Below are 23,219 nucleotides of genomic sequence, written 5' to 3'. Positions count from 1 at the left end.
TAAAGTAACATGGCAAAAGAATTTCTAATCGAGCTAGGTACAGAAGAGCTACCACCAACGCAACTTCGCACCCTAGCTGAAGCATTCGCAGCAAACTTCGAAGCGGAACTAAAAAACGCTGAGCTTGCTCACGAAGGCGTAAAATGGTTCGCGGCACCTCGTCGTCTTGCACTTAAAGTGGCTGCATTGGCAGAAAGCCAATCAGACAAAGTAGTTGAAAAGCGTGGTCCTGCGGTTTCTGCAGCGTTTGATGCTGAAGGTAACCCAACTAAAGCGGCTCAAGGCTGGGCTCGCGGTTGTGGCATCACCGTTGACCAAGCAGAGCGCATGGTAACCGACAAAGGCGAATGGCTACTGTTCAAACAAGAAGTCAAAGGTCAGCCAGCATCTGAAATCGTGGTTGAGCTAGCTGCAAAAGCGCTGGCAAACCTACCGATCGCAAAACCAATGCGTTGGGGCAACAAAACAACTCAATTTATCCGTCCAGTTAAGACGCTAACCATGTTAATGGGCAGCGACCTAATCGAAGGCGAGATCTTAGGTGTCGCTTCTGACCGCACTATCCGTGGTCACCGCTTCATGGGTGAGCAAGAGTTCACTATCGATTCTGCTGAGCAATACCCTGCGATCCTAGAAGAGCGCGGTAAAGTAATGGCAGATTACGAAGCGCGTAAAGCCATCATCCTCGCAGACGCACAAAAAGCGGCAGCAGAAGTTGGCGGCATCGCTGACCTAGAAGATGATCTAGTTGAAGAAGTGACGTCTTTGGTTGAATGGCCAGTCGTGCTTACAGCTAAGTTTGAAGAAGAGTTCCTAAAAGTGCCTTCTGAAGCGTTGGTTTACACCATGAAAGGTGACCAGAAGTACTTCCCTGTCTACGATGAAAACAAGAAGCTGCTACCTAACTTCATCTTCGTATCAAACATCGAATCAAAAGAACCTCGTTACGTTATCGAAGGTAACGAGAAAGTGGTTCGTCCTCGTCTTGCTGACGCAGAATTCTTCTTCAATACAGACCGTAAGCGTCCGCTTATCGACCGTCTACCTGAGCTAGAAACTGCTATCTTCCAAAAGCAACTGGGTACGATTAAAGACAAAACCGACCGCATCACTGAACTTGCTGGCTACATCGCTGAGCAAATCGGTGCCGACGTTGAAAAATCGAAGCGTGCAGGTCTGCTAGCGAAATGTGACCTAATGACCTCAATGGTATTCGAATTCACGGATACTCAAGGTGTGATGGGTATGCACTACGCTCGTCACGACGGTGAAGCGGAAGAAGTAGCAGTCGCACTGAACGAGCAATACATGCCTCGTTTTGCAGGTGATAAACTGCCATCAAACGGCGTTTCAACCGCAGTCGCGATGGCTGACAAGCTAGACACGATCGTCGGTATCTTCGGTATCGGTCAAGCACCGAAAGGCAGCGACCCATTCGCACTACGCCGCGCATCGCTAGGTGTACTTCGTATCATCGTTGAATACGGCTACAACCTAGATCTTGTTGACTTGGTAGCGAAAGCGAAGTCACTGTTTGGTGACCGCTTAACCAACGAAAACGTTGAGCAAGACGTGATTGAATTTATGCTTGGTCGTTTCCGTGCTTGGTACCAAGACGAAGGCTTCAGCGTCGACATCATTCAAGCAGTACTGGCGCGTCGTCCAACTAAACCAGCAGATTTCGACCAACGTGTTAAGGCGGTATCTCACTTCCGTGAACTAGAAGCAGCAGAGTCTCTAGCGGCAGCGAACAAACGTGTTGGTAACATCCTAGCGAAATTCGACGGCGAACTTGAAGCAGAGATTGACCTGGCACTTCTACAAGAAGACGCAGAGAAAGCACTAGCAGAAAGCGTTGAAGTCATGACGGAAGCGCTAGAGCCAGCATTTGCAACCGGTAACTACCAAGAAGCCCTAAGCAAGCTAGCTGACCTACGTGAGCCAGTGGATGCGTTCTTTGATAACGTAATGGTAATGGCAGACGATGAAGCACTTAAGAAGAACCGTCTGACACTCCTGAACAATCTGCGTAATCTATTTCTGCAAATTGCGGATATTTCACTACTGCAGAAGTAATTCTCAGCTGAAATCATTATGTATACACAAGCCCGGCTCTTTGAGTCGGGCTTTATTTTTATCTAAAGCCAAATATTGTGCTTTGCGTCGTAAAAACATTAGGGTAAGGTCAAGTATTACACTAATAGCTGTAACCAATATCAATCCAGATAAGTAGATGTTCAGATAATTGCGTAGGAAAAATCACTGAGAACAAGGCATGAATCGCCGCTAACTAGTGGCTCTAATTACCAGATTCGTAACGCCGTTATCAGTGATTTTAACCAGCAAGAATGAACAAACACTTATTGTGATTGGTATAAATCAGCGTATTACATATAAAGCAAACACAATGAATTAGGTAAAAGTAGCAATGCAGTTTTCTAAGTTTGGTGACAAGTTTAATCAGTATTCCGGTATCACGCAGTTAATGGACGACCTTAATGATGGTCTGCGCACTCCAGGCGCCATCATGCTCGGTGGAGGCAACCCAGCCGCCATACCTGCCATGCTCGAGTACTTTCATCAAGCCAGTGAAGAACTGCTCGCCAGCGGTGACCTCGTCGCCGCGCTGACCAACTACGATGGACCGCAAGGTAAAGACGTATTTGTCAAAGCACTGGCGAAGCTATTTAGAGAGACGTACGGCTGGAACATAACTGAGAAAAACATCAGCCTGACGAACGGCAGCCAAAGCGGCTTCTTTTACCTGTTTAACCTGCTCGCAGGCCAACAAGCCGACGGTTCGCACAAGAAGATCTTATTACCTATCGCCCCTGAATACATTGGTTATGGGGACGCAGGCATCGATGAGAACATTTTTGTTTCTTATCACCCAGAAATTGAGTTGCTCGACAACGGCCTGTTCAAATACCACGTAGATTTTGAAGAGTTAAAAGTTGATGAGTCAGTGGCAGCGATCTGCGCCTCACGCCCAACCAACCCGACCGGAAACGTTCTAACCGACGAAGAGATCCACAAGTTGGATAAGCTGGCGCGTGAGAACAATATTCCACTGATCATCGACAATGCCTACGGTTTGCCGTTTCCAAATATCATTTTCGAAGACGTCGAGCCGTTCTGGAATGAAAACACCATCTTGTGTATGAGCTTATCGAAGTTAGGTCTGCCGGGCGTACGCTGTGGGATTGTGATTGCCAGTGAAGAAATCACTCAAGCGATGACCAATATGAACGGAATCATCAGCCTTGCGCCGGGTAGCGTTGGACCTACTTTTGCCAACCACATGATTGCAAAAGACGACTTGCTCAAACTGAGTACCAACATAATTAAACCGTTTTATCAGCACAAGTCGCAACGTGCGGTGCAACTACTACAAGACGCCATCAATGACCCAAGGTTCCGTATCCATAAGCCGGAAGGTGCGATTTTCCTATGGCTATGGTTCGATGAGCTGCCGATCACAACCATGGAACTCTACAAGCGTCTTAAAGCGCGAGGCGTTTTGATTGTGCCAGGAGAATATTTCTTTATCGGTCAAGAAGATGACTGGGAACACGCGCATCAATGCCTGCGTATGAACTACGTACAAGATGATGAAGCGATGCAAAAAGGCATTGCGGTGATCGCAGAAGAAGTCGCCAAAGCCTACCAACAAGGCTAAATGGAATTAAAAAGAGCGCCAATCGGCGCTCTTTCACTCTTTATATCTTTGCCTTAACTAACGGCTATTAGCCTTCAATCAATTTCTGACCGTTGATGGCAATTTTACGCGGTTGCATCGCTTCTGGAATTTCACGTTCTAGATCGATATGTAGCAAGCCATTTTCCATGCTCGCACCAACCACTTTTACGTAGTCTGCCAACTGGAACTTACGTTCAAAGTCGCGTTCTGCGATACCTTGGTAGACGTAATTTTTCTCGCCTTCTTCTTTGCGTTCACCCTTAACGATCAACATATTATCTTTTTGCATTAGGTCGAGTTGATCTTCTGCAAAACCCGCTACAGCCATAGTGATGCGGTAGTTGTTCTCGTCTTTTTGTTCAATGTTGTATGGAGGGTAACCGCCAGAGCTGCTTTTCGCAGCATTCGCTTCCATCATGTTTAGAAGACGGTCGAAGCCGATTGCGTTGCGGTATAAAGGAGTGAAATCTACAGTTCTCATAATACTATCCTCTTAATAAGCAATAGTCTTAGCCGCGAGTATCCAAAGTTTGCTTTGGTGGCTAAGCGATTCATTACCATTCCACAGACAAACGAGCACAGGGACATGGGGCAGAATCTTGGGTTTCAGATTGTGTGCTGGGAAAGTCGTCCTCACTTGAGCGACGCTTGTTACAGCGATTTCAGAGGCCCAAATCGCTTGGCGCCTCTTCACAACTAGATATATGGATAGGGCAAAATACTTTCAAGGGATTATTTTGATAATTTTTTCAATTCATTATTTTTCAATCATTTAAAAACAAAAAAAGCACCACCCAACGGGCAGTGCTTTCAATTTCTTTAGAGTTTTGAGACGAATCGATTTCGTTTCAGTTCAAGGAAGAGGCGCGGAACATACGAAGGTATGTGAGCACCTCTGACACCGAAATGGAGCGAAAGAGCGAAGTATCAAAGCTCTAAACGTCTAGGTTTGATACCTTGAGTGCGTTCTCTTCGATGAAGTTACGACGCGGCTCAACTTGGTCACCCATTAGCGTAGTGAACAGCTGATCTGCGCCGACGGCATCTTCAATCGTTACTTGCATCATACGACGAGACTCTGGGTCCATAGTGGTTTCCCAAAGCTGGTCAGGGTTCATCTCACCTAGACCTTTGTAACGCTGACGGCTTAGACCACGTTGTGACTCTTTGATCAGCCAGTTCAGAGCTTCAACAAAGCTATCCACTGGTTGAGTACGTTCACCACGTTTGATGTAAGCGCCCTCTTCCAGCAAACCATCCAGCGCTTCTGACAGATCCGCTAGCTTGCCGTACTCTTTCGAGTTGATGAAGTCGATGCTCAGTGCGTATTCGTGTGTCACACCGTGAGTACGAACAACAATCTTAGGTAGGTTCAGACCGAGTTCAGCGTGTTGTTCAACTTCAAAGCTGTACTGGCTCGCGCCCACTTCTTTTGCGTTTAGTTGTTCAATGAGCTGTTTGGTCCACGCTTCCACTGCTGCAACGTCATGGCACTGCTCTGCCGTTAGGCGTGGCGTGTAAAGCAATTCGTGTAGCATCGCGTATGGGTAGCGGCGACTCATGCGCTCCACCAGCTTAATGCCAGCGTTGTATTGTTGAACCAGTTTCTCTAGCGCTTCGCCCGCCAAAGCTGGCGCATCCGCGTTAACGTGTAGAGCCGCGTTATCCAGAGCCAAAGCAACTTGGTACTGGTTCATCGCTTCTTCATCTTTGATGTACTGCTCTTGCTTACCTTTCTTCACTTTGTAAAGCGGTGGCTGAGCGATGTACACGTAACCACGTTCGATAAGCTCTGGCATTTGACGGTAGAAGAACGTCAGTAGCAGAGTACGGATGTGAGAACCATCGACGTCCGCATCGGTCATGATGATGATGTTGTGGTAACGCAGTTTATCTGGGTTGTACTCGTCACGACCAATACCACAGCCAAGCGCGGTGATCAGTGTTGCTACTTCTTGTGAAGACAGCATTTTGTCGAAACGCGCTTTTTCTACGTTAAGAATCTTACCTTTCAGCGGCAGGATTGCTTGGTTTTTACGGTTACGACCTTGCTTAGCTGAACCACCCGCAGAGTCACCCTCCACTATGTATAGTTCAGATAGCGCTGGGTCTTTTTCCTGACAGTCGGCCAATTTACCTGGCAGACCCGCTAGGTCTAGTGCACCTTTACGACGTGTCATTTCGCGCGCTTTACGTGCCGCTTCACGAGCACGAGCCGCATCGATGATCTTACTACAAACGGTTTTCGCTTCGTTCGGGTGCTCAACGAGGTACTCAGAAAGCTTCTCGCCCATCGCCGATTCAACCGCTGATTTCACTTCAGAAGAAACCAGTTTGTCTTTGGTTTGGCTTGAGAATTTTGGATCTGGCACTTTTACCGAGATAACCGCTGTCAGACCTTCACGAGCATCGTCGCCCGACGTCGCTGCTTTGGCTTTCTTCGAGTAGCCTTCTTTGTCCATGAAAGTATTCAGGGTACGAGTCAGTGCCGAACGGAAGCCCGCTAGGTGAGTACCACCATCGCGCTGAGGAATGTTGTTAGTGAAACAGTAGATGTTCTCTTGGAAACCATCGTTCCACTGCATCGCTACTTCCACAGAAATGCCGTCTTCACGCTCAGAGTTGAAGTGGAATACTTTCTCGTGGATTGGTGTTTTGTTGGTGTTCAAGTGCTCAACAAACGCTTGGATACCACCTTCGTACATGAAGTGGTCATTTTTGTCTTCTTCGCGTTCGTCGCTTAGCTTGATTGATACACCTGAGTTTAGGAACGAAAGCTCACGCAGACGTTTTGCTAGGATATCGTAGTGGAACTCGGTGTTTGAGAAGGTTTCTGCGCTCGGCCAGAAACGGATCATCGTACCGGTTTTATCGGTATCGCCCACAACCGCAAGTGGCGCTTGAGGCTCACCGTGACGGTAAGTTTGAGTATGGATATGACCACCACGGTGGATAGTCAATTCTACTTTTTCAGACAGAGCGTTTACTACAGAAACACCTACGCCGTGCAGACCACCAGAGACCTTGTACGAGTTGTCGTCAAACTTACCACCAGCGTGAAGTACCGTCATGATAACTTCCGCTGCCGAGACTTGCTCTTCTTCGTGTAACTCTGTTGGAATACCACGACCATCATCGCTCACAGAGACAGAGTTGTCTTCGTGGATAGTTACAATGATGTCTTTACAGTGACCTGCCAACGCTTCATCAATTGAGTTATCCACCACCTCAAAAACCATGTGGTGTAGACCGGTACCGTCATCCGTGTCGCCGATGTACATTCCCGGACGCTTACGTACCGCATCCAGACCCTTTAGTACTTTAATACTCGATGAATCGTAATTTTCAGACATGAGTTATCTTCCACTATATATTTTGTTCTATTGTGCCATGTTCCACATGGAACATCCTGCCATTTTCATCCAACATGTCGGTGATTTGACTTTCGGTAATAGAACTTACAAAAACTTGTGCCCCCGTCTCTTTTAAGCAGTCGGCAAGACGCTTACGACGTTGGCTATCTAATTCAGAAGCAAAGTCATCAATTAAGTAGATACATTGCTTGCCAGTCATTTCCGTCAGGTGCTGACCTTGTGCAACACGCAGCGCACACACCATCAGTTTTAACTGGCCACGTGACAGCACATCCTCTACCGGCGTACCGTTCACTTTGATTCTCAAATCGGCTTTATTGGGTCCACTAAACGTGTAACCCAGCGACTGATCCCGTTCGAAGTTCTTTTCCAGAATTTCCTGATAAGGGGTATCTTTATCCCAGCCACGGTAATACTTCAATTGAATGTCGAACTCTGGCAGAAAAGCCTGACAAATCTCTTCAGCTTTGGACTTGAGTTGCTCGACATACAGTGAGCGCCACTGGCTGATATTTTCAGCCAATCTTGCCATCTCTTGATCCCAGTAACTGAGTTCTCGATAGCTGGTCGCGGTGTTTAATAACGCATTACGTTGCTTGTTCAGTCGCTTAAAGCGGCCCCATGCGTCATAAAAAGCTGACTCGGTATGAAACACGCCCCAATCAATAAATGCGCGGCGATGTTTCGGTCCATCGGTCAACAAATCGAACCCTTCCGGGTGGATTAATTGCAAGGGTAAAACTTGTGCCAGTTGAGCTAACTTCTGCCCAGACTGACCGCCTATTTTAACCTCTGTTGAGCCATCGCGCTGCTTATTAATGCCGATCGGTAGCTCAAATTGATCCGAGTTCAAAAAACGACCGTGGACAAACAGTTCTTCACAGTCGTTTTGAATCACTCGTCCAGTTAACGAGCTCTTAAATGAGCGGCCATGACCCAACAAATAGATCGCTTCCAGCACGCTGGTTTTGCCACTGCCGTTCGGGCCAATAAGAAAGTTAAAGCCTGATGATAGGTCGATATCACAGGCTTTAATATTCCGAAATTGCTGAATAATAAGACGAGAGAGCGGCATGCTAGAGTCGAATCGGCATTACCACGTACAGAGCACTGTCATCGTCGGCATTTTCAATCAAGGCACTCGCGTTAGCGTCCGACATCGAAATACGCACTTTCTCACAGCGCAGCGTATTTAATACGTCCAATACGTAGCTAACGTTGAAGCCGATTTCGATCGCCTCGCCTTCAAACGTCACATCTAGCATCTCTTCCGCTTCTTCTTGTTCTGGGTTGTTCGCGGTAATGCGCATTTCGCTACCGGCTAAGTTAACACGAACACCACGGAACTTTTCGTTGGACAGAATCGCCGCACGAGAAAATGCCTGACGTAATTCGTCACAACCCGCTTCCAGCGTTTTGGTCGTTTGTTGCGGCATTACGCGGCGATAATCCGGGAAACGGCCGTCAACGAGCTTCGAAGTGAAGACAAAGTTGTTCACTTCCGCGCGAACGTTTGAACTGCCGATTTGCAGCGTCACTGGCTGCTCTGGCGCGTCCATCAGTTTCACCAACTCGAGTACGCCTTTACGCGGTACGATGATTTGGTTTTGCGCAAAATCTGCACCCAGTTGAGTTTGCGATACCGCCATACGGTGACCGTCGGTCGCGACACTGCGCAACGTGCTGCCGTCGATTTCAAACAGCATACCGTTGAGATAATAACGCACGTCTTGGTTAGCCATCGAGAATTGCGTTTTTTCGATCACGCCGCGCAGCTCTGCCTGAGTCAGCGTAATTTCAACTTCGCTTTGCCAATCTTCAATATTTGGAAAATCACTCGCAGGTAACGTAGAGAGCGAGAAACGACTGCGGCCTGAACGCACTTGAACGCGGTCACCTTCCAAAACAAAGGTAATGACTGAATCATCCGGTAAGCCACGACAAATATCGAGGAACTTACGTGACGGCACCGTCACACTGCCCGCTTCAAAATCGCCTTCTAGCGTCACTCGGCTGATCAGTTCCACTTCCAAATCCGTCGCCGTCATCGACAATACGTTATCTTCGACTTTGAGTAGCAAGTTACCCAGGATTGGTAAAGTTGGACGACCACCTAAAGCACCGGATACTTGTTGTAGAGGTTTTAGTAAGTGGCTACGCTCAATGGAAAATTTCATAGGACGCTCTTATCAGATTTCTTTTTGCTTAGACAAACAGAGTAATGACCGGGTACTTATACCCTGATCGCCAGGATATAAGGATACTGTGAATTAAGAAGAAAGGGTACGAATCAAGTTTGAGTAATCTTCTTTGATATCGTGACTCTCTTCACGCAGTTGCTCTATTTTACGGCAAGCGTGCAGTACCGTGGTATGGTCACGACCACCAAAGGCGTCGCCTATTTCTGGCAAACTGTGGTTGGTCAACTCTTTCGCTAACGCCATCGCCAGCTGACGTGGGCGCGCCACAGAACGCGAACGACGTTTTGACAGCAAGTCGGCCACTTTAATTTTGTAGTACTCGGCAACCGTCTTTTGAATATTGTCGATCGTCACCAACTTCTCTTGCAGCGCCAATAAGTCACGCAGTGCTTCACGCACGAAATCGATGGTAATCGGGCGGCCAGTAAAGTTCGCGTTGGCGATCACGCGGTTTAGCGCGCCTTCCAGTTCACGAACGTTCGAGCGTAGTCGCTTAGCTATAAAGAACGCGACTTCATCCGCAAGATGGATTTGGTGATCTTCGGCTTTCTTCATCAAGATCGCCACACGCGTTTCTAGCTCTGGTGGCTCGATCGCTACCGTCAAACCCCAACCAAAACGCGATTTTAGACGATCTTCAACACCGTTGATCTCTTTTGGATAGCGGTCTGATGTCAAAATAATTTGTTGGTTACCTTCAAGCAATGCGTTGAAAGTATGGAAAAATTCTTCTTGAGAGCGCTCTTTATTGGCAAAGAATTGAATGTCATCAATAAGCAGAGCATCGACACTGCGGTAGTAGCGCTTGAACTCTTCAATCGCATTATTTTGCAGCGCTTTTACCATGTCTTGCACAAAACGCTCAGAGTGCATGTACACCACTTTTGCGTCTGGCTTGTTGTCAACAATCGCGTTGCCTACCGCGTGCAACAAGTGGGTTTTACCCAAGCCCGTGCCACCGTATAGGAATAACGGGTTGTATGCGCCACCCGGGTTATCCGATACCTGACGAGCCGCCGCCAAACCAAGTTGGTTCGACTTACCTTCAACAAAGTTCTTGAACTTGTGTTTTGGGTTCACGTTTGAGCGGTGGTTGATGTTCGCGACGGCTTCGGCGTCATCATCCCAAGTCTTATGCACTGGTTTACGAGCCTGAAGCTGTGCTGGAGCCGATGACTCTGCGGCCACATCCGCCGGAGTGCGAGTTGGCACAGGCTTAGGCGCAGAAACACGACGACTGCCAACTTCAAAGCGTAAGCTAGGGACATCATTACCACAGAATTCACGCAACAGGCGGTTGATGTTGTTTAAGTACTTATCGCGTACCCAGTCCAACACAAAACGGTTTGGTGCAAATAAAGTGAGAGTATTGTCATTGAGTTCCGCTTGTAACGGACGTACCCACATACTGAATTCTGTAGCTGGTAGCTCTTCTTGAAGCTGCTGCATACATTGCAACCATAGCGAAGATGACACGGTGCCCCCACTCAAAAGTCGTTATTCGGAAAAGATTGGCAATTTTACCTGTTGATAACCAAGATCGCCAGCGATTGATCGACGATCCAGTGAATAAGATCTAAGTTATTCACATTATTTCCGGGATTATTCGGCGGATCCCCACATATTGCCCCATTTTTACTCACACTTTGATCCACATTTGTGCAAATTTGGCTCGATCCTGAGTCTGGTGATAACTCTGTGCATGAAGTTTTCTGCCAATAGATCTCAGTCTAGATTTTTTGCTTTCTGCTATTGTTTACTTAGCTTATTACACTGCCATCTAGGTTATTGCTCTTGGTTATTTATCTAATTGATTAAAATGACAGTAGTATTTGCAACCATAAATATATGGAGTTTTACTATGAAATACTGGATTAAAGCTGCTGTAGCAGCAATCGCGCTTTCTGCAGCAACGGTTCAAGCAGCTACTGACGTTAAAGTTGGTATGTCTGGTCGCTACTTCCCATTCACGTTTGTACAGCAAGATAAACTGCAAGGTTTTGAAGTTGACCTATGGGATGAGATCGGTAAGCGCAACGATTACAACGTAGAATACGTAACCGCAAACTTCTCTGGTCTGTTTGGTCTGCTAGAAACTGGTCGTATCGATACGATTTCAAACCAGATCACGATGACGGAAGCGCGTAAAGCGAAGTACCTATTTGCTGACCCATACGTCGTTGATGGCGCGCAAATCACAGTGCGTAAAGGTAACGATGAGATCCAAGGTATCGAAGACCTAGCAGGTAAAACTGTCGCGGTAAACCTAGGTTCGAACTTTGAGCAGCTACTACGTAACTACGACAAAGACGGCAAGATCAACATCAAGACTTACGAAACAGGTATCGAACACGATGTCGCTCTAGGTCGTGCTGACGCATTCGTGATGGACCGTCTATCTGCTCTTGAGCTGATCAAGAAAACCGGTCTTCCGCTACAACTTGCTGGCCAACCATTCGAAACGATCGAAAACGCGTGGCCATTCGTCAACAACGAAAACGGCCAAAAACTGCAAGCTGAAGTGAACAAAGCACTAGCTGCAATGCGCGCAGACGGCACACTAGAAGAAATCTCGCAGAAGTGGTTTGGTGCGGACATCACTAAGAAGTAACCACTTACATTTCTTATCCGCATAAACTAGGATAAGTCTCCAAGCCCACTGCCTTGCTTCTTTGCAGTGGGCTTTGCATTTCTACCAAGTACGACTTTTTTAACTGGAATAGGTAATGGGATTCGATTTTAACTACATGCTAGACCTGATGCCGATATTGCTTAAATATCTTGGCACCACAATGGAAATGGCGACGTGGGGATTGGTGTTTTCGCTGATTTTATCCGTCATTTTGGCCAATATTCGTGTTTTTCGAGTTCCCGTTCTTGACCAACTCAGCCAGCTTTATATCAGCTTCTTCCGTGGTACACCGCTGTTGGTGCAATTGTTCCTGCTATATTACGGTTTACCGCAGGTATTTCCGTTTATGGTCGGTCTGGACGCGTTCAGCGCCGCGGTGATCGGTTTGACCCTCCACTTTGCCGCTTACATGGCGGAGAGCATTCGTGCTGCGATCATCGGTATCGACCGCAGCCAGATGGAAGCGAGCTTATCGGTTGGTATGACGACCTCACAAGCCATGCGTCGCGTGATCTTGCCGCAAGCAACCCGTGTCGCTCTGCCTTCGCTAATGAACTACTTCATCGACATGATTAAATCGACGTCGTTGGCATTTACTTTAGGCGTAGCTGAGATCATGGCCAAAGCGCAGATGGAAGCGTCTTCTAGTTTCCGCTTCTTTGAAGCGTTCTTAGCCGTAGCGTTAATTTACTGGGCGGTAGTAGTGATCCTCACTCGTGTACAGATTTGGGCAGAAGCGAAGTTAAATAAGGCGTACGTACGATGATTAAATTAGCCAATATCCACAAACGCTTTGGCGACAGCGAAGTGCTAAAAGGAATCGACATCGATATCAAGCAAGGTGAAATCATCGTGATTATCGGCTCGAGTGGTACCGGTAAGTCGACCTTACTGCGCACGGTCAACTTTCTCGAAAACGCCGATAAAGGCGTGATTACTATCGATGACGTCAGTGTCGATACCGAGAACCACACCAAAGCTGAAGTGATCGCCCTACGCCGCAAGACAGGTTTCGTATTCCAAAACTACGCGCTGTTTGCTCATATGACCGCACGCCAAAACATTGCAGAAGGTCTGATCACGGTGCGTGGTTGGAAGAAAGCTGACGCGTTAAAGCGTGCACAAGAGATTTTGGATGACATCGGTTTGGGCGACAAAGGCGACAGTTATCCAGCGGCACTGTCGGGCGGCCAACAACAGCGTGTTGGTATCGGTCGGGCTATGGCTCTGCAACCGGAATTGCTGCTGTTTGATGAGCCAACTTCGGCACTTGACCCTGAATGGGTTGGCGAAGTTCTCCAATTAATGAAGGAGTTAGCGACCAAACATCAAACGATGCTGGTGGTGACTCACGAAATGCAATTTGCCAAAGAGGTCGCGGATCGCGTGATCTTTATGGCGGAAGGCAACATTGTTGAGCAGGGATCTCCACAGGATATCTTCGGTAATCCACAGGATCCACGCTTGAAGAAGTTCCTTCGACAAGTCGGTGCTGAGTAAAGATCACTCGAGAAGATCGTTCGATCCTTGAGATTTTGTTCACACTACGTATAATCGCTCGGCCGGAATTTAGCAGTCGCTCAATGATTGACACTTTGTGTGACTGTGATTACAATTCCGCCTCTTTGTTGAGAGGCGTCGGTTTGTCCTCTTATTTTATATAAAGAAGATGCAATGCCCACGCCGGGTTAACATTGACCTAAAACTACTGATCAGTAAAGGTAATTATCATGAAACGCACTTTTCAACCTACAGTTCTAAAGCGCAAGCGTACTCACGGCTTCCGTGCTCGCATGGCAACTAAGAACGGTCGTAAAGTAATCAATGCACGTCGTGCTAAAGGCCGTGCGCGCCTGTCAAAATAATCATTAGTTTATTTTGAATACGTACGCGTTCAATCGGGAGTTACGTTTGTTAACTCCCGAGCATTATCAAAATGTCTTCCAGCAAGCTCATAGAGCCGGCTCACCTCATTTCACTATTATTGCTCGCAACAACAACCTATCACATCCAAGATTGGGTTTAGCCGTTCCGAAAAAACAGATTAAAACTGCTGTTGGTCGAAATCGCTTTAAACGTCTCGCTCGTGAAAGCTTTCGTAATAAACAACACCAGCTTCCTAACAAAGATTTTGTTGTTATTGCCAAGAAAAGCGCGCAAGATTTGAGCAATGAAGAAATGTTCAAATTGTTTGATAAGTTATGGCAGCGTCTGTCTCGCCCCTCTCGTGGGTAGCAATCGGCTTCGTCCGACTTTACCAAGGCCTCATTAGTCCGCTCATCGGACCGCGTTGTCGTTTTACTCCAACCTGTTCTACTTATGCCATAGAAGCGTTGAAAGCTCACGGTTTTGTAAAAGGGTGTTGGTTATCAAGCAAACGTCTATTAAAATGCCACCCTTTGAATGAAGGCGGGTACGACCCCGTTCCACCAGTCCAAAAACAAGACAGAGATAAATAACGATGGATTCTCAACGTAATATCCTGTTAATCGCGCTAGCACTGGTTTCTTTTCTATTGTTCCAGCAATGGCAAGTTGCAAAGAATCCGACGCCTCAGCCGGTTGAGCAGGCTCAATCAAGCAGTACTCTACCTGCACCATCATTTGCTGACGAGCTAGATCCAGCTCCGACACAGCAAGCTTCTGCCAAAACGATTACCGTGACAACTGATGTATTGACTCTGTCGATTGATGCGGTTGGTGGTGATGTTGTCCACGCAGACCTAAACCAATACTCAGCAGAACTAGATTCTTCAGACCCGTTCGTTCTTCTTAAAAACGAACCTGGTCACCAGTTTATTGCACAAAGTGGCTTAGTTGGTCCTCAAGGTATCGACCTAAGCAGCTCTAACCGCCCTCATTACGCGGTAAGCGCAGACAGCTTTGTACTTGCAGACGGTCAGGATGAACTTCGTATTCCAATGACTTACTCTGCAAACGGCCTAGAGTACACTAAGACGTTCATCGTAAAACGTGGCAGCTACGCTTTAGACGTTGAATACAACGTCGTCAACAATTCGGGTACCAACGCAACATTTGGTATGTACGCACACCTACGTCAGAACCTAATGGACGATGGCGGCAGCATCACAATGCCAACTTACCGTGGCGGTGCTTACTCGACCGAAGAAACACGTTACAAGAAATACAGCTTCGACGACATGCAAGATCGTAACCTGTCTCTACCTCTACCAGATGGTCAGGGTTGGGCAGCAATGATCCAGCACTACTTCGCGTCAGCGTGGATCCCACGTAACGAAGCAGGTACAAACCTATACACTCGCGTTATCGGCAGCCTTGGCGATATCGGCGTTCGTATGCCAAACAAAACCATCGCGAACGGCGACAGCGCGCAATTTACTGCGACGCTATGGGTAGGTCCAAAACTTCAAGACCAAATGTCAGAAGTCGCGCCTAACCTAGACCTAGTAGTCGACTACGGCTGGCTATGGTTCATCGCTAAACCACTTCACATGTTGCTATCGTTCATCCAGAGCTTTGTTGGTAACTGGGGTGTGGCAATCATCTGTCTGACTTTTATTGTTCGTGGTGCTATGTACCCACTAACAAAAGCGCAATACACCTCGATGGCGAAAATGCGCATGCTACAACCTAAGCTGCAAGCAATGCGTGAGCGTATCGGCGACGACCGCCAACGCATGAGCCAAGAGATGATGGAACTGTACAAGAAAGAGAAAGTGAACCCGCTGGGTGGCTGTCTTCCTTTGGTTCTACAAATGCCAATCTTCATCGCACTATACTGGGCTCTGATGGAATCGGTAGAACTACGTCACTCGCCGTTCTTCGGTTGGATTCACGACCTTTCAGCGCAAGACCCTTACTACATCTTGCCGCTACTGATGGGTGCGTCAATGTTCCTAATCCAGAAGATGAGCCCGACAACAGTCACTGACCCAATGCAGCAGAAGATCATGACCTTTATGCCGGTTATGTTTACTTTCTTCTTCCTGTTCTTCCCGTCAGGTCTGGTTCTATACTGGTTGGTATCGAACATCGTAACGCTTATCCAGCAATCGCTAATCTACAAGGCGCTGGAAAAGAAAGGCTTGCACTCTAAGTAACAGCCAATAGTGAATCAAAGGCGGCCAAAAGGTCGCCTTTTTTATTTGAGCTGATTACAATTCAACTCATTGTTTATTTGCCAAGCTATGGCACTCAATATCGACAGGCACAACTATGACAACTGATACCATTGTTGCTCAGGCGACCGCTCCGGGACGTGGTGGTGTAGGCATTATCCGCGTCTCTGGACCACTGGCGTCTAAAGTCGCGCTAGAAGTGACAGGCAAAGAGCTGCGTCCTCGCTACGCAGAGTACCTGCCTTTTACCGCGCAAGACGGCACCCAACTAGACCAAGGCATTGCGCTGTACTTCCCTAACCCGCATTCATTTACTGGCGAAGACGTACTCGAGCTACAAGGCCACGGCGGCCCAGTTGTGATGGACATGCTGATTAAACGCATTGTGCAGATTCCAGGTATCCGTACCGCAAGACCGGGCGAATTCTCTGAACGTGCGTTTTTAAACGATAAACTCGACCTCGCGCAAGCAGAAGCGATTGCAGACTTGATTGACGCCAGCTCAGAAGAAGCGGCCAAATCTGCGCTTAAATCACTGCAAGGGGCGTTCTCTCAGCGCATTCATACGCTGGTGGAATCTCTGATCCATCTGCGAATCTACGTTGAAGCAGCGATAGACTTCCCTGAAGAAGAGATCGACTTTTTAGCCGACGGCAAAGTGTCTTCCGACCTGCAAGCGATCATCGACAACCTCGCAGCGGTACGTCGTGAAGCCAACCAAGGCGCGATCATGCGTGAAGGGATGAAAGTCGTTATCGCTGGTCGTCCAAACGCGGGCAAATCGAGCCTGTTGAATGCCTTGTCTGGTAAAGAGTCCGCGATCGTAACCGATATCGCCGGTACCACCCGTGACGTGCTACGCGAGCATATTCACATCGACGGCATGCCACTGCACATCATCGACACAGCAGGCCTGCGTGACGCGTCAGACGAAGTCGAAAAAATTGGTATCGAACGTGCGTGGGACGAGATAGCCCAAGCCGACCGCGTGCTGTTTATGGTTGATGGCACTACAACTGACGCCACCGATCCTAAAGAGATTTGGCCAGACTTTGTCGATCGTCTTCCAGACGACATGGGCATGACAGTGATCCGCAATAAAGTTGATCAAACTAAAGAAGAATTAGGCATCTGCCACGTTAACTCGCCAACCTTGATCCGCCTGTCAGCCAAAACTGGCGAAGGGGTCGATGCGCTACGCAGCCACTTAAAAGAGTGCATGGGTTTTTCGGGTGGCAACGAAGGAGGCTTCATGGCGCGTCGTCGTCACTTAGAATCACTGGAAAAAGCCGCGGAGCACCTCGACATCGGCCAACAGCAGCTCGAAGGTTATATGGCAGGTGAAATCCTTGCAGAAGAGCTACGTATCGCTCAGCAGCACCTGAGTGAAATCACGGGGGAATTCAGCTCTGACGACCTACTAGGACGCATTTTCTCTTCTTTCTGTATCGGTAAATAATTTATAACGCGGCCAATCGGTCGCGTTTGTTTTTATAAAGGACATAGCATGATTCATATCATTACAGGCAGTACCTTAGGTGGTGCGGAGTATGTGGGTGACCACCTCAGCGACCTTCTGCTAGCAAAAGGCTTTGAGACGACGATTCACAACACGCCAGACCTTGCAGAGATTGAGCCAAACGGTACCTGGCTGGTGATCACCTCAACTCATGGTGCCGGTGAGTACCCTGATAATATCCAGCCATTTATCCAAGCACTGCAAGATACACCGCCACGAACTAGTGAACTAAAGTTTGCTGTGATTGCGATTGGCGACTCTAGCTACGATACGTTTTGCGCGGCGGGTAAGCATGCCCATGCCCTATTAGAAGACATCGGTGCGACGCCGATTTCCGACTGTTTTACTATCGATGTACTGAGTCATGACGTGCCTGAAGACGCGGCAGAAACGTGGTTAACTGAGCATATAGAGCACTTCTAACCTCCATTGAGAGCCGCAAATGCGGCTCTCATTCCCTCCTCTGTGCATAACTAATGCCACTCTCATTGAACTAAATGCTGCTTTATTGAACAAATCATCTGTGGATAAAACTAGTAAGATCCAGTGATCTTCCTTTAGTTATCCAAGTAACAACTTAGATCAGAATTACCCCCTGTGAATAAGTGCCATTTTTGATCCCAGGTAATCCTCATCATGATCAAGCTGAGATCACAGAATATGATCACTCTAAGATCCATGATCTTGTTGATCATTTTTAGGTTATCCACAGAGATCGTCGATCCTAATAGTAGATCTAATAAAAGATCATATATATAGATCTTATATATATAAGCCTTTCAGCCCTTTAGATGAAAAGTCTCAAAAGCATTTTCACGCCCTAGGAAAGAGGGTAGAATAGCGCTCTTTTATCTTTCTATAGCTTGATTGAATACCTGAGGTCAGTTCATGCTCTATCACGAAAACTTTGACGTCATCGTTGTTGGTGGCGGACACGCAGGAACGGAAGCCGCACTAGCATCTGCACGTACAGGACAAAAAATCCTGTTACTGACGCACAATATCGATACATTGGGTCAAATGTCATGCAACCCTGCCATTGGTGGTATCGGTAAAGGCCACTTGGTCAAAGAAGTGGATGCAATGGGTGGTTTAATGGCCCAAGCAATTGATCACGCTGGTATTCAGTTCCGTACACTCAACGCGTCGAAAGGGCCTGCTGTTCGAGCGACGCGTGCTCAAGCTGACCGCGCACTGTACAAAGCGTATGTACGTGATGCATTAGAAAATGCACCGAATTTAACCCTGTTCCAACAATCCGTTGATGATTTGATTGTCGAGCAAGATACCGTTGTCGGGGTTGTGACTCAGATGGGTCTGAAGTTCCACGCCAAAGCTGTGGTGTTGACGGTCGGTACTTTCCTCGGCGGTAAGATCCACATCGGCATGGAAAACTTTTCCGGCGGTCGAGCAGGGGATCCTCCTTCGATCGCTCTTGCGGATCGTCTTCGTGAACTGCCGTTCCGAGTTGATCGACTCAAAACTGGTACACCACCACGTATCGATGCTCGCAGCGTCGATTTCTCGCAATTAGAAGCGCAGCACGGTGATAATCCAACACCAGTATTCTCATTCATGGGGAACCGCAGCCAGCATCCGCGACAAATTCCGTGTTTTATTACTCATACCAACGAGCAAACTCACGATGTGATTCGCAATAACTTGGATCGCAGCCCGATGTATGCCGGTGTGATCGAGGGTATTGGCCCACGTTACTGCCCGTCGATTGAAGACAAAGTGATGCGTTTTGCAGACAAAAACAGTCACCAGATCTTCATCGAACCTGAAGGTTTAACGACACACGAACTCTATCCGAACGGTATTTCCACCAGCTTACCGTTTGATGTCCAAGTCCAGATCGTTCGCTCAATGAAAGGATTTGAAAACGCACACATCGTTCGTCCAGGTTACGCCATTGAGTACGATTTCTTTGACCCGCGTGACTTAAAACAGACTTACGAAACCAAATTCATCCATGGTCTGTTCTTTGCTGGCCAGATTAACGGTACAACCGGTTACGAAGAAGCGGCGGCTCAAGGTCTGATGGCAGGTATGAACGCGAGCTTGTACAGCCAAGGCAAAGACGGTTGGAGCCCACGCCGAGACCAAGCATACATGGGCGTATTGATCGATGATCTGTCGACCATGGGTACCAAAGAACCGTACCGCATGTTTACTTCGCGTGCGGAGTACCGCTTGTTGCTACGTGAAGACAATGCCGACCTTCGTTTGACCGCTCAAGCGCGTGAACTTGGTTTGATTGATGATGTTCGATGGGCACGCTTCAACGAGAAGATCGACAACATCGAGAAAGAACGTCAACGTTTGAAAGACGTTTGGATGAATCCGAAATCAGCGGGCATCGATGCACTGAATGCGCTGCTGAAAACGCCAATGATCCGCGAAGCAAGCGGTGAAGATCTGTTGCGTCGTCCAGAGATGACCTATGAGCAGCTCACGCAGTTGGAAGCTTTCTCGCCAGCACTTGAAGATCAACAAGCCGCTGAGCAGGTTGAAATTCAGGTCAAATACGAGGGTTACATCAAGCGCCAGCAAGACGAGATCGAGAAATCGCTACGTCATGAGCACACCAAACTGCCAGTGGATCTTGATTACACGAATGTCAAAGGGTTATCGAACGAAGTTAGCGCCAAGTTGAGCGAAGCCAAGCCTGAGTCTATCGGTATTGCTTCTCGTATTTCAGGTATCACACCTGCGGCGATTTCGATTTTGTTGGTGCACTTGAAAAAACACGGCCTGTTGAAAAAAGGCGAGGATGCAGCGTAATGAGTCTACTGCGTGAAAAACTGGATGCCTTAATCGCACAAACGGAATTAGACGTGTCAGACAAGCAGCGCGAGCTGCTTGTGGGTTACGTTGCGATGCTCGACAAATGGAACAAGGCGTACAACCTGACTTCGGTTCGCGACCCGCAAGACATGCTAGTGAAACATATTCTTGATAGCATCATTGTTAGTACTCACTTACAAGGTGAGCGCTTTATTGATGTGGGCACCGGCCCGGGTTTACCAGGTATCCCATTGGCGATCATGAATCCGGATAAAGAATTTTACTTGCTTGATAGCCTCGGCAAGCGTATCCGTTTCATCAAACAAGTCCTGCACGAACTGAAGATTGAAAATGTGACACCGATTCAAAGTCGAGTGGAAGAGTTTCAACCAGAAGAGAAATTTGATGCGGTGCTGAGCCGAGCTTTCGCTTCTATGATAGATATGGTGTCTTGGTGCCATCATTTGCCAAAAACAGACACGGGTTTATTCTTGGCGCTGAAAGGGCAATTACCGCACGATGAGATTGAGCAATTACCTGACTGGTGTTCTGTGACCGACATCAAAGCTTTGCATGTTCCTGAATTGGAAGGCGAGCGTCATCTAGTAATCTTATCGCGCAAGGAATAACAGCGAGGTTCATTGTGGGTAAAATCGTAGCAATCGCCAACCAGAAAGGTGGGGTTGGTAAGACAACAACATGCATCAACTTAGCCGCCTCTATGGCTGCGACTAAGCGTAAAGTCTTGGTGATTGATCTCGATCCACAAGGAAACGCAACGATGGCTAGTGGGGTCGATAAGTATCAAGTCGACGCCACGGCATATGAATTATTGGTTGAAGACGTGCCATTTGATGAAGTGGTGTGTCGCAAAACGTCTGGGAATTACGACCTCATTGCTGCCAACGGCGATGTGACTGCCGCCGAGATCAAACTGATGGAAGTGTTTGCTCGTGAGGTGCGTTTGAAGAACGCATTGGCATCAGTTCGTGATAACTATGATTTCATCTTTATCGATTGTCCTCCATCTCTAAATCTTCTTACAATCAACGCTATGGCCGCAGCTGATTCGGTCTTGGTTCCGATGCAATGTGAGTACTTTGCGCTCGAAGGTTTAACCGCGTTGATGGATACAATCAGTAAGCTGGCAGCCGTGGTGAATGAAAACCTCAAAATTGAAGGTTTACTCCGCACCATGTACGACCCGAGAAACCGTCTATCGAATGAGGTTTCTGACCAGCTGAAAAAACACTTTGGCAACAAGGTGTACCGCACTGTTATTCCTCGTAATGTACGTTTGGCCGAAGCGCCAAGCCATGGTAAACCTGCCATGTACTACGACAAATACTCAGCAGGCGCAAAAGCATATTTGGCCTTAGCCGGTGAAATGCTACGCCGCGAAGAAGTACCTGCATAAACCTAACAAAGGAACTCTGACACATGTCTAAACGTGGTTTGGGTAAAGGGCTCGACGCTCTGCTGTCGACCAGCTCTCTCGCTCGTGATAAACAGCAAAGTGCTCTGCATAGCCAAGAATTGTCGTCTGATGGTGAGCTAACCGATCTAAGTATCAACAGCTTAAAACCAGGTGTCTACCAGCCGCGCAAAGACATGTCAGCCGAAGCATTAGAAGAACTGGCGGCGTCGATTGAGTCGCAAGGCATTATCCAGCCAATCGTGGTGCGTCAGGTTGATTTTGACAAGTATGAGATCATTGCCGGTGAACGCCGTTGGCGCGCAGCGCGCAAGGCGGGCTTAAAGCAAGTCCCTTGTGTGATCAAAAACGTTGAAGATCGCGCGGCGATCGCGATGGCGTTGATCGAAAATATCCAACGTGAAGATCTTAATGCTATCGAAGAAGCACAGGCATTGGATCGTCTGCAAGAAGAGTTCTCGCTGACCCACCAGCAAGTGGCTGATGTGATTGGTAAATCGCGTACCACGGTGAGTAACTTACTGCGCCTGAACCAACTCGAACCAGAAGTCAAAGCGCTGGTCGCTGAGAAAGTCTTAGAAATGGGACATGCTCGCGCTTTATTGGCACTGGAAGGTGAGCTACAAATTGAAGTAGCAGGGCAAGTGGCGAAAAAGCAAATGACGGTTCGACAAACCGAACAGTTTGTTAAAAAGTGTCTCCAGCCACAAACTGAAGACAAAAACGAGCCTCAAGACACCGAGGCACAACAAATGTCACAAAAACTCAGTGAAATGCTCGGTGCAAATGTGGTGATAGTGCGTTCGAAGGGTGGCAAGTCGAAAATGACGATTAGTCTTGATGAGCCTCACAAATTGGAGCAACTAATTGCCAAGCTCGAGAGCTAAATGAGATAATTGATCTCAATCAATTATGTAAAAAACGATTTTTTGTGCGAAAGTTGTCGGTTTGTAAACAAAATTGTAACTTTTTCCAGTGTTTTAATTGCATTCAAGTGCACTGACCGTATAATTTTCGCCAATTTCCCAGCAGAGGTAGTAAGGCTGTGGATTTTACTAGAGGTACGAATACATGGTAGCTGCGTTAGCTAGACCAGGACGAGAGCTTGCTAAGCAATTGTTAATGATCGAGTTTGGCGCGGTTACACTATTGGCGGCAGGAATGGCTGTGGCTGTGAATGCTGAATGGGGAATTTCGGCGCTAGTTGGTGGTGGCATCTTTGTCATTGCCAATGCGGTTTTTGCGCTATGTGCTTTTATGTTTAGTGGAGCCCGTGCTGCAAAGCGAATTACGGCCTCCTTCTACACCGGCGAAGCACTGAAAATCCTTATCACAGTTGTGTTGTTTACGGTTGCCTACATGTATATGCAAGTGGAACTTGTTCCGCTTAAGCTAACCTATTTGCTGGCTCTAGGTATTAATATCTGTGCGCCAGTGCTATTCATTAACAACAAAAAATAGGATGAGTT

Annotated in this window: 21 protein-coding genes; 16 read left to right on the top strand and 5 right to left on the bottom strand. The window is 47.6% G+C overall.

Annotated features, from left to right (window positions below; genetic code table 11):
* Positions 1–9: 9 nt before the first annotated feature.
* Together glyS and AKJ31_RS05105 are read left to right on the top strand one after the other, a co-directional pair.
* A complete protein-coding gene (glyS, locus tag AKJ31_RS05110; RefSeq protein WP_053408031.1) occupies positions 10–2,076 on the top strand; it encodes a glycine--tRNA ligase subunit beta in 2,067 nt (688 codons plus the stop codon).
* A gap of 352 nt (positions 2,077–2,428) precedes the next feature.
* Entirely contained in the window at positions 2,429–3,679 is a 1,251-nt protein-coding gene (locus AKJ31_RS05105) for a valine--pyruvate transaminase (protein ID WP_053408030.1), read from the top strand.
* A 67-nt stretch (positions 3,680–3,746) separates the two neighbouring features.
* On the opposite strand, the gene AKJ31_RS05100 is transcribed toward AKJ31_RS05105, so the two are convergent.
* From AKJ31_RS05100 to dnaA, 5 genes are all read right to left on the bottom strand, one after another.
* Positions 3,747–4,181, bottom strand: coding sequence for an Hsp20 family protein (locus AKJ31_RS05100; protein WP_053408029.1), 435 nt, complete (start codon positions 4,179–4,181; stop codon positions 3,747–3,749).
* Between the two features lie 454 nt (positions 4,182–4,635).
* Positions 4,636–7,053, bottom strand: coding sequence for a DNA topoisomerase (ATP-hydrolyzing) subunit B (gene gyrB / locus AKJ31_RS05095; RefSeq protein WP_053408028.1), 2,418 nt, complete (start codon positions 7,051–7,053; stop codon positions 4,636–4,638).
* 13 nt (positions 7,054–7,066) lie between these two features.
* A complete protein-coding gene (recF, locus tag AKJ31_RS05090; RefSeq protein ID WP_053408027.1) occupies positions 7,067–8,149 on the bottom strand; it encodes a DNA replication/repair protein RecF in 1,083 nt (360 codons plus the stop codon).
* A 1-nt stretch (position 8,150) separates the two neighbouring features.
* Positions 8,151–9,251: a DNA polymerase III subunit beta gene (gene dnaN, locus AKJ31_RS05085; RefSeq protein ID WP_053408026.1), complete on the bottom strand. Its 1,101-nt coding sequence runs from the start codon at positions 9,249–9,251 to the stop codon at positions 8,151–8,153.
* A 93-nt stretch (positions 9,252–9,344) separates the two neighbouring features.
* A complete protein-coding gene (dnaA, locus tag AKJ31_RS05080; RefSeq protein WP_053408025.1) occupies positions 9,345–10,751 on the bottom strand; it encodes a chromosomal replication initiator protein DnaA in 1,407 nt (468 codons plus the stop codon).
* Between the two features lie 385 nt (positions 10,752–11,136).
* Between dnaA and AKJ31_RS05075 the strand changes: the two genes are divergently transcribed.
* The 14 genes from AKJ31_RS05075 (at position 11,137) to AKJ31_RS05015 (ending at position 23,211) form a co-directional block, all read left to right on the top strand.
* Entirely contained in the window at positions 11,137–11,886 is a 750-nt protein-coding gene (locus AKJ31_RS05075) for an amino acid ABC transporter substrate-binding protein (RefSeq protein WP_053408024.1), read from the top strand.
* A 115-nt stretch (positions 11,887–12,001) separates the two neighbouring features.
* A complete protein-coding gene (locus tag AKJ31_RS05070) occupies positions 12,002–12,673 on the top strand; it encodes an amino acid ABC transporter permease (RefSeq protein WP_053408023.1) in 672 nt (223 codons plus the stop codon).
* On the top strand, positions 12,670–13,407 hold the full coding sequence (locus tag AKJ31_RS05065; protein ID WP_053408022.1) for an amino acid ABC transporter ATP-binding protein: 738 nt from the start codon (positions 12,670–12,672) through the stop codon (positions 13,405–13,407). The genes AKJ31_RS05070 and AKJ31_RS05065 overlap by 4 nt, the downstream gene beginning before the upstream one ends.
* A 230-nt stretch (positions 13,408–13,637) precedes the next feature.
* Positions 13,638–13,772, top strand: a complete 135-nt coding sequence (rpmH, locus tag AKJ31_RS05060; protein ID WP_005378825.1) for a 50S ribosomal protein L34 — start codon at positions 13,638–13,640, stop codon at positions 13,770–13,772.
* A gap of 46 nt (positions 13,773–13,818) precedes the next feature.
* On the top strand, positions 13,819–14,142 hold the full coding sequence (rnpA, locus tag AKJ31_RS05055) for a ribonuclease P protein component (protein WP_245639027.1): 324 nt from the start codon (positions 13,819–13,821) through the stop codon (positions 14,140–14,142).
* Positions 14,109–14,366, top strand: a complete 258-nt coding sequence (gene yidD / locus AKJ31_RS22505; protein ID WP_072161243.1) for a membrane protein insertion efficiency factor YidD — start codon at positions 14,109–14,111, stop codon at positions 14,364–14,366. Before rnpA ends, yidD begins: the two co-directional genes overlap by 34 nt.
* 2 nt (positions 14,367–14,368) lie before the next feature.
* Positions 14,369–15,988, top strand: coding sequence for a membrane protein insertase YidC (gene yidC / locus AKJ31_RS05050; protein ID WP_053408020.1), 1,620 nt, complete (start codon positions 14,369–14,371; stop codon positions 15,986–15,988).
* 115 nt (positions 15,989–16,103) lie between these two features.
* A complete protein-coding gene (mnmE, locus tag AKJ31_RS05045) occupies positions 16,104–17,465 on the top strand; it encodes a tRNA uridine-5-carboxymethylaminomethyl(34) synthesis GTPase MnmE (protein WP_053408019.1) in 1,362 nt (453 codons plus the stop codon).
* A 48-nt stretch (positions 17,466–17,513) separates the two neighbouring features.
* Positions 17,514–17,948 carry an FMN-binding protein MioC gene (gene mioC / locus AKJ31_RS05040; protein WP_053408018.1) on the top strand — a complete coding sequence of 145 codons (435 nt, stop codon included), beginning with the start codon at positions 17,514–17,516 and terminating at the stop codon, positions 17,946–17,948.
* 465 nt (positions 17,949–18,413) lie between these two features.
* Positions 18,414–20,312: a tRNA uridine-5-carboxymethylaminomethyl(34) synthesis enzyme MnmG gene (mnmG, locus tag AKJ31_RS05035; RefSeq protein ID WP_053408017.1), complete on the top strand. Its 1,899-nt coding sequence runs from the start codon at positions 18,414–18,416 to the stop codon at positions 20,310–20,312.
* Entirely contained in the window at positions 20,312–20,944 is a 633-nt protein-coding gene (gene rsmG, locus AKJ31_RS05030) for a 16S rRNA (guanine(527)-N(7))-methyltransferase RsmG (protein ID WP_053408016.1), read from the top strand. The genes mnmG and rsmG overlap by 1 nt, the downstream gene beginning before the upstream one ends.
* A gap of 14 nt (positions 20,945–20,958) precedes the next feature.
* Positions 20,959–21,732, top strand: a complete 774-nt coding sequence (locus AKJ31_RS05025; protein WP_053408015.1) for a ParA family protein — start codon at positions 20,959–20,961, stop codon at positions 21,730–21,732.
* A gap of 23 nt (positions 21,733–21,755) precedes the next feature.
* Entirely contained in the window at positions 21,756–22,637 is an 882-nt protein-coding gene (locus AKJ31_RS05020; protein ID WP_053408014.1) for a ParB/RepB/Spo0J family partition protein, read from the top strand.
* 184 nt (positions 22,638–22,821) lie between these two features.
* The gene (locus tag AKJ31_RS05015) at positions 22,822–23,211 is read left to right on the top strand and encodes a F0F1 ATP synthase subunit I (protein ID WP_053408013.1); all 390 of its coding nucleotides are present in this window, start codon (positions 22,822–22,824) and stop codon (positions 23,209–23,211) included.
* Positions 23,212–23,219 lie beyond the last annotated feature (8 nt).

The organism is Vibrio hepatarius (genome assembly GCF_001274785.1).
GTDB classification, from domain to species: Bacteria; Pseudomonadota; Gammaproteobacteria; order Enterobacterales; family Vibrionaceae; genus Vibrio; species Vibrio hepatarius.
The sequence above is the reverse complement of the archived record's forward strand: the minus strand, read 5'-3'. Positions and strand labels throughout refer to the sequence as shown.

Coding starts and splice junctions, on each gene's coding strand:
- dnaN (WP_053408026.1), bottom strand. CDS start 9,251: ATGAAATTTTCCATTGAGCGTAGCCACTTACTAAAACCTCTACAACAA.
- mnmG (WP_053408017.1), top strand. CDS start 18,414: ATGCTCTATCACGAAAACTTTGACGTCATCGTTGTTGGTGGCGGACAC.
- AKJ31_RS05075 (WP_053408024.1), top strand. CDS start 11,137: ATGAAATACTGGATTAAAGCTGCTGTAGCAGCAATCGCGCTTTCTGCA.
- AKJ31_RS05065 (WP_053408022.1), top strand. CDS start 12,670: ATGATTAAATTAGCCAATATCCACAAACGCTTTGGCGACAGCGAAGTG.
- rsmG (WP_053408016.1), top strand. CDS start 20,312: ATGAGTCTACTGCGTGAAAAACTGGATGCCTTAATCGCACAAACGGAA.
- AKJ31_RS05020 (WP_053408014.1), top strand. CDS start 21,756: ATGTCTAAACGTGGTTTGGGTAAAGGGCTCGACGCTCTGCTGTCGACC.
- AKJ31_RS05015 (WP_053408013.1), top strand. CDS start 22,822: ATGGTAGCTGCGTTAGCTAGACCAGGACGAGAGCTTGCTAAGCAATTG.
- mnmE (WP_053408019.1), top strand. CDS start 16,104: ATGACAACTGATACCATTGTTGCTCAGGCGACCGCTCCGGGACGTGGT.
- AKJ31_RS05100 (WP_053408029.1), bottom strand. CDS start 4,181: ATGAGAACTGTAGATTTCACTCCTTTATACCGCAACGCAATCGGCTTC.
- rpmH (WP_005378825.1), top strand. CDS start 13,638: ATGAAACGCACTTTTCAACCTACAGTTCTAAAGCGCAAGCGTACTCAC.
- yidC (WP_053408020.1), top strand. CDS start 14,369: ATGGATTCTCAACGTAATATCCTGTTAATCGCGCTAGCACTGGTTTCT.
- mioC (WP_053408018.1), top strand. CDS start 17,514: ATGATTCATATCATTACAGGCAGTACCTTAGGTGGTGCGGAGTATGTG.
- yidD (WP_072161243.1), top strand. CDS start 14,109: ATGGCAGCGTCTGTCTCGCCCCTCTCGTGGGTAGCAATCGGCTTCGTC.
- gyrB (WP_053408028.1), bottom strand. CDS start 7,053: ATGTCTGAAAATTACGATTCATCGAGTATTAAAGTACTAAAGGGTCTG.
- recF (WP_053408027.1), bottom strand. CDS start 8,149: ATGCCGCTCTCTCGTCTTATTATTCAGCAATTTCGGAATATTAAAGCC.
- AKJ31_RS05105 (WP_053408030.1), top strand. CDS start 2,429: ATGCAGTTTTCTAAGTTTGGTGACAAGTTTAATCAGTATTCCGGTATC.
- glyS (WP_053408031.1), top strand. CDS start 10: ATGGCAAAAGAATTTCTAATCGAGCTAGGTACAGAAGAGCTACCACCA.
- AKJ31_RS05070 (WP_053408023.1), top strand. CDS start 12,002: ATGGGATTCGATTTTAACTACATGCTAGACCTGATGCCGATATTGCTT.